Raw genomic sequence first — 7,054 nt, 5'->3', positions numbered from 1 at the left:
TATATTAAATATTTTGAAATAAAACTAGCTAATTTTTCATTTTATTATTCAATCAATACAATTTCTATTTTATGTTTAAATATAAAAAATTATGTCATATAATTAAATAATATACTTTAGAACATAGATAAGACATATTTTGATGTCTTCATCCTATAAAATTATAAGATTAATTATGGAATAAAGGAGATACCTTATGAAATCTAAAATTTTAAAAATTTTACAAGATTCTGATGACTATATTTCTGGTGAGGCTATTAGTAATTCTTTAAATGTTAGTAGAAATGCTATTTGGAAGCATATAAATTCTTTAAAGCTTCAAGGTTATAATATATCTAGTATTCGTAATAAAGGATATAAACTTTTAAATGAACCTAATATTATCTCTAAAGATACTCTTCTCCCTTTTCTAGAGACTGAATTTATGGCTAGAAATTTATTTTCCTTTGAATCCTTAGAATCAACTAATACTTATGCAAAAAATTTATGTAAGAAAGAAATTATAAATGGTGCTTGTATCGTAAGTAAAGTTCAAACCTCTGGGCATGGAAGGTTTTCTAGAGTATGGGAATCCCCCTTAGGTGGTATTTGGAATTCTATTGTTTTAACTCCAAATATCGATCCAGTAGAGGCTTCTAAAATAACACTTATTGCATCAGCTTCAATGTATAAAACTCTAAAATCATTTAATATTGATACAAAAATCAAATGGCCTAATGATATTTATTTAAATGATAAAAAGATTTGTGGAATCCTAACTACTATGAATGCTGATATGGATAAAATTAATTATTTAATTCTTGGCCTTGGCTTAAATGTAAATATTGATGAAGAATATTTTTTAAAACATGATTTAAATGAAGCAACTTCTTTAAAACTTCAGTTTTCTAAAGAATTTAGTCTTTCACAAATTTTAGGACTCTTCTACAATACTTTTGAAAAAGACTACAAATATTTTTTAAAAACACTAGACCTTTCAAAAACTGTTGAAATTTTAAAGTCTAATTCTATGTTTTTAGGCAAGGAGGCTTTTTTAGTCACTATAAATAATCGTGAAAAAATAACTATAGTTGATGTAAGCCCTACTGGCGAATTATTAATTAAAGATTCCCTAGGAAATATTAGACCTGTAATTAGTGGTGAAATAACATTTAAAGGCTAGCAAACCTAAGTTGCTAGCCTTTAATCTTATAGTAATGTTATTCCATACTCTTCACAAACTTTTTTATTTTTTTCATCCCATACAGATGATTGAACTTCTCCAATATGAATTTTTCTTAGGAAGTACATACATATTCTAGATTGTCCAATTCCTCCACCAATAGTATATGGTAATTTTCCTTCTAGCAAATCTTTATGGAATTTCAATTCTCTTCTATCCTCTGCATTAGCTTTCTTTAATTGTTCATCTAAAGCTTTTTCATCTACTCTAATTCCCATAGATGATAATTCAACTGCCCTATCTAAAACATTGTTCCAAAAAAGAATATCTCCATTTAAAGTCCAATCATCATAATCTGGTGCTCTTCCATCATGTTTTTGTCCATTAGATAAATTCTCACCAATACCCATTATAAATACAGCACCATGCTCTTTACAAACCGCATCTTCACGTTCTTTAGAATCTAAATTCTCATATTTCTTTAGAAGCTCTTCTGCTGTTATAAAATAGATTTCTTCTGGTAATTCAAATCCTATTGCACATAAATTTTCATTTATATATTTTTCTGTTTTTCTAAATACACTATATATTTGCTTAACTGTTTGTTTTAAAGTACCTAAATTTCTGTCTTTTTTTTCTATTATTTTTTCCCAGTCCCATTGATCCACATAAATTGAATGTAAGTTATCTAGTTCTTCATCGCGTCTTATAGCATTCATATCTGTATAAAGACCTCTTCCCGCTTCAAACCCATATCTTTTAAGACTATTTCTTTTCCACTTCGCTAAAGAATGAATAATCTCAACTACTTCTCCTGTAGCCAAAACATCAAAACTTACTGGTCTTTCAACTCCATTTAAATCATCATTTAACCCAGATGCCTTATCTACAAAAAGTGGAGCCGATACTCTTAGTAAATTCAATTCCTCTGAAAGTGTTTTCTCAAAAAAATCTTTTATAGCCTTTATGTTTTTTTCCGTCTCTATTAAGCTTGTATTACTTTTATAACCCTCTTTTACTACAATTCCATCAACAATCATTTAAATCACTCCTTTTTTAGTTAAGAGTTAATAGGTTAGAGTTAACAGTTGAGTATACTTAGCGTTTCCTACAACTTCCTCTTAATTCTTAATTCTTAATTTTTAATTCTTAATTCTTAATTCTTACCTCCATTATATCCAATCTTATTTTAATTTTCAAATTAATACTTCATTTTATTTTTATTTCACACTTTCTCTCTTATCCCCTCATTTTTTTATCAATTTATTATTTTACATAAGTAAAGGGTGCTTTTCAGCACCCTTTACTCAATTCTATTTTTTTAATTTTGAACTCTTAATCAATTTAAATATTACACTTATTTAAATGACCTTTTAAAATACTAGCAGATTCTTTTAATTTTTTCTCTTCATCTTCAGATAATGGTATATCTATTATTCTCTCAACACCTTTTCCACTAACAACACTTGGAATAGCTAAATACATATCATCAATTCCATATTGCCCTTCAAAAAGAGTTGAAACAGTTAAAATACTGTTTGAATTTCTATATATTGCCTCAACTATTTTGTTTATAGCAAGTGCAACTGCAAAGTATGTGGCTTTTTTTCTACTTATTATTTCATAAGCAGCATTTTTAACATCATCTTCTATAACTTTTTTAATTTCCTTATCCCACGCAAGTTCTAAATGTTCTGCGTAAAGATCAATATCTTCACCTGCCACTCTTGCATTGCTCCAAGTTACAACTTCACTATCTCCATGCTCACCTATAACATATGAGTGAACATTTTTATTATCTACATTTAGATATTTTCCAAGTACATACTTAAGCCTTGATGTATCTAATACTGTTCCCGAACCTATAACTCTTTCTTTTGGGAATCCTGATAATTTATAAGTTATATATGCTAATACATCTACTGGATTAGATACAACTAATAAAATTGACTTTGGACTTAACTCAGCTATTTTAGGAACAAACCCTTTAAATATATTATAATTTTTTTCGATTAAATCTAATCGTGTTTCTCCCTCTTTCTGTCCTGCTCCTGCAGTAATAATTACTATATCAGACCCCTTTGTTTCTTCAAGTGATCCTGCATATATATTTACTGGTTTAACAAATGAAGTTCCATGAACTAAATCCATTACTTCTCCCATTGCTTTATCCATATTTATATCATAAACACAAATTTCAGTAGCTATTCCACTATTCATAAGAGCGAAAGCTGTTGTAGCTCCTACAAATCCTGCTCCAATTATTGATATCTTTCTTTTACCTTCAACTAACATAATGACTCCTCCTTTATTTAGTTAAGAGTTAACAATTCTTAATTTACTCTAATTATACTACAATGAGAAACATTTTCAATCTAATTCTTACTATTTTAATCAGAATTAATAAATTATTTTTTTATTACTCCCTTTTACTTTTATTATGTTAAATTTAAGGTATAATTATAATATAAATTTTTTGGAGGATTATTTAAAATGAAATTACTTTTTTTTGATACAGAAACAACTAGTATTAGACCAGGACATATTTGCCAATTAAGCTACATAACTGTTGATACTAGTACTAAACCTCAAACTACAGTTGGAAAAAACTTTTTCTTCACAGTTGAAGAAATGGATGCTGGTGCACAAGCCGTTCATGGTTTTTCTCTTGAAAAGCTTTATGAATTATCTAATGGAATGTACTTTGAAGATTCGGTTGGTGAATTTGTAGATGATTTCTTTGAAGCTGATTATGTAATAGGACACAACGTAAACTTTGATATTAAATTTATGCAAAGTGAACTTCTTCCTATGGGTGCACATTATGTTCCTAAAGACACTTTTTGCACTATGAATTACTACAAAGATATTTGTAAAATCTTAAAGCCAAATGGTACTTATAAAAATCCTAAGCTTGAAGAAGTAGTTAAATTCCTAGGAATTACAAATGATCAAATTGAAGCTAAAGCTAACGCTTTATTTGAAGGCAGCGGGAATTATCACGATGCTAGATTTGATACTGCAGCTACTTATCTTTTAGTAATTGAAGGCTTAAAGAAAAAAGTAATTCCACATGGTTACTTTACTGAAAAGCTAAGTTCTAAATAGTAAATTATAGCATTAATCCTTGTAATATCCATTTAGGTAATCTATAATAAATATATAGTGGTTTATTATAAGGGGGATTTTAAAGATGAATAATAATACAAAAACAGCTATATTTTTTCTTATTACTGTAGTTTGTTTAACATATACTTTTTATTGTTTTTCTAATAGTGTAATTATCGGTTTTGCTATTTCCTTATTTGTTTCAATTTTCCTTTACTATGATCCAAAAAAGGTTAAAGCTAGAAAAGAACGTGAAAATAAAGCTATCGAAAAATAAGGAAATGGAGTGAGATTTTTAAGTCTCACTCCATTTTTTTATTTTAATAAATCTTCATATTTTTTCATTACTTCTTTATCCATTTGCTCTGTACCCTCTAAAGCATACTTAATTCCCATAGTTTCATATTTATTAACACCTAATAAATGATATGGTAAAAGTTCTATTTTTTCTACATTATTTATCTTTTTTATAAATTCTTTAAGCTCTAATATATGTTCTTCTCCATCTGTAAGATTTGGTACTACAACATGTCTTATCCATACTTTAGTATTATTTCTATTTAAAGCATCTATAAAGTTTAAAGACTCATCCCATTCCATTAAAGTAACATTTTTATATCCTTCTCTTGTTACATCCTTAACATCAAAAAGCACTAAATCTGTATACTTTAATATCTCATCATACTCTCCAAGACCAACACCTGATGTATCTAAACATGTATGTATCCCAGCTTCTTTACATAACTTTAAAGTTTCTATTAAAAATTCTGGTTGTCTTAAAGGATCTCCTCCTGAAAAAGTAACTCCACCACCTGATGTTTCAAAATATGTTTTAAATCTTGTAAGCTTTTTAACTAATTCCTCTGGTGAATATTCAGTTCCACCTTCCATAGCCCATGTATCTGGGTTATGACAATACTTACATCTTAATGCACATCCTTGCATAAAAACAATAACTCTAATCCCTGGTCCATCAACAAGCCCCATAGATTCTATTGAATGTATCTTTCCCTTAATCATAAAAAACTCCTTTTTTTAGTTAAAAGTTAAGAGGTTAGAGTTAAGAGTTATACAAAGTTTTGAAATTCTTACTTCTTAACTATTCACTCTTAACTCTAAAGTTACTTGTAACTCCCCCTAATTCTTAACTTCAAATTTTTAATTAAATATCTACTTCATTTCAACTATAGCCATTATACTTTAACATTACCTAATTACTAAAATTTATTTTGAAATTCCTTCAGTCTATATTGCGATAAAATTTGCCTCTAGGCAAATTTTGAGCTCCTCTTTTCAATTAAGAGTTATACAAAGTTTTAAAATTCTTACTTCTTAACTATTCACTCTAAAGTTGCTTGCAACTTCCCCTAATTCTTAATTCTTAACTCTTAATTCTTAATTAAAAAAAGGTGCCTAAGCACCTTTCTTTTATAAACTATTATGGAATGTTCTGCTTATAACTTCTAATTGTTGGTTTCTAGTTAATCTGTTAAAGTTAACAGCATATCCTGAAACCCTTATTGTTAATTGTGGGTACTTTTCTGGATGCTCCATAGCATCTTCTAAAGTTGCTCTATCAAACACGTTAACATTTAAGTGATGAGCTCCTTGAGTAAAGTATCCATCTAAGATTGAAACTAAGTTATTTGCTCTTACTTCCTCTTCTTTTCCAAGTGCTCCTGGAACGATTGAGAATGTATTTGATACTCCATCTTCACAAGTTGGGTTATATCTTATTTTAGCAACTGAGTTTAATGATGCTAATGCTCCATTTTCATCTCTTCCGTGCATTGGGTTAGCTCCTGGTGCAAATGGCTCTCCAGCTTTTCTTCCACATGGAGTAGCTCCAGTTTTCTTACCATAAACAACGTTTGATGTTATTGTTAAGATTGATAATGTGTGTTTAGCATCTCTGTATAATGGGTGCTTCTTAAGCTCTTGTGAGAACTTTTCAGTTACGTATACAGCTAAATCATCAGCTCTATCATCATCATTTCCGTATTTAGGGAAGTCACCTTCTATTTTGAAGTCTACAGCAATTCCTTCTTCATTTCTGATTGGAGTTACTTTAGCATATTTTATAGCACTTAATGAGTCAGCAACAACTGAAAGTCCTGCTATACCAAATGCCATTAATCTTCCTACATTTGTATCATGTAAAGCCATTTGACCTGCTTCATATGCATACTTATCATGCATGTAGTGGATAACATTCATTGTATCAACATAAGTTTTAGCAACATTTTCTAAAACTTTTTCATAATTAGCTTTAACTTTATCGAAATCTAAAACTTCATCAGTTATTTTTTCTAATCCTTTAATAACTACTGAACCTTTCTTTTCATCTACTCCACCATTGATTGAGTAAAGTAATGCTTTAGCAAGGTTTGCTCTAGCTCCGAAGAATTGCATTTGCTTACCAACTTGCATTGCAGATACACAACATGCGATTGCATAGTCATCACCATAAACTGGTCTCATAACTTCATCATTTTCATATTGGATTGCATCTGTTTTTATTGAGATTTCAGCACAGTAAGTTTTGAATCCTGCTGGTAAGTTTGGTGACCAAAGGATTGTCATATTTGGCTCTGGTGCTGGTCCTAAGTTAATTAATGTGTGAAGGTATCTAAATGAGTTTTTAGTAACTAAAGACTTACCGTTTATACCCATACCACCAATTGACTCAGTTACCCAAGTTGGATCTCCTGCAAATAAATCATTGTATTCTGGAGTTCTTAAGTGTCTTACAAGTCTTAATTTGATTATTAATTGATCAATTAA

The 7,054-nt window shown here is 29.2% G+C and carries 7 protein-coding genes; 3 read left to right on the top strand and 4 right to left on the bottom strand.

All coding sequences use genetic code 11. The features are described 5' to 3' along the window. The first annotated feature begins 196 nt into the window (after positions 1-196). Positions 197-1,162: a biotin--[acetyl-CoA-carboxylase] ligase gene (locus ACRC28_RS08485; RefSeq protein ID WP_438543022.1), complete on the top strand. Its 966-nt coding sequence runs from the start codon at positions 197-199 to the stop codon at positions 1,160-1,162. Positions 1,163-1,188: 26 nt separating this feature from the next. Here ACRC28_RS08485 and asnA read toward each other — a convergent pair whose 3' ends face one another. Further along, the gene (gene asnA, locus ACRC28_RS08480) at positions 1,189-2,202 is read right to left on the bottom strand and encodes an aspartate--ammonia ligase (protein WP_438543021.1); all 1,014 of its coding nucleotides are present in this window, start codon (positions 2,200-2,202) and stop codon (positions 1,189-1,191) included. A 304-nt stretch (positions 2,203-2,506) separates the two neighbouring features. Then, positions 2,507-3,457 (bottom strand): L-lactate dehydrogenase, encoded by a 951-nt coding sequence (locus ACRC28_RS08475; RefSeq protein ID WP_438543020.1) that lies wholly within the window; start codon positions 3,455-3,457, stop codon positions 2,507-2,509. Between the two features lie 198 nt (positions 3,458-3,655). On the opposite strand from ACRC28_RS08475, the gene ACRC28_RS08470 reads away from it, so the two are divergent. Beyond that, on the top strand, positions 3,656-4,270 hold the full coding sequence (locus tag ACRC28_RS08470) for a 3'-5' exonuclease (protein WP_438543019.1): 615 nt from the start codon (positions 3,656-3,658) through the stop codon (positions 4,268-4,270). A gap of 85 nt (positions 4,271-4,355) precedes the next feature. Further along, complete coding sequence (locus ACRC28_RS08465; protein ID WP_438543018.1) at positions 4,356-4,547, top strand: hypothetical protein; 192 nt, start codon at positions 4,356-4,358, stop codon at positions 4,545-4,547. A gap of 38 nt (positions 4,548-4,585) precedes the next feature. On the opposite strand, the gene pflA is transcribed toward ACRC28_RS08465, so the two are convergent. Both pflA and ACRC28_RS08455 read right to left on the bottom strand, forming a co-directional pair. After that, complete coding sequence (gene pflA / locus ACRC28_RS08460; protein ID WP_438543017.1) at positions 4,586-5,290, bottom strand: pyruvate formate-lyase-activating protein; 705 nt, start codon at positions 5,288-5,290, stop codon at positions 4,586-4,588. 408 nt (positions 5,291-5,698) lie between these two features. Further along, on the bottom strand, positions 5,699-7,054 hold a 1,356-nt coding region (locus ACRC28_RS08455; RefSeq protein WP_438543016.1), incomplete at its 5' end, for a pyruvate formate lyase family protein.

It is taken from the genome of Clostridium sp., from assembly GCF_051650885.1.
Taxonomy (GTDB): Bacteria; Bacillota; Clostridia; order Clostridiales; family Clostridiaceae; genus Clostridium.
The sequence above is the reverse complement of the archived record's forward strand: the minus strand, read 5'-3'. Positions and strand labels throughout refer to the sequence as shown.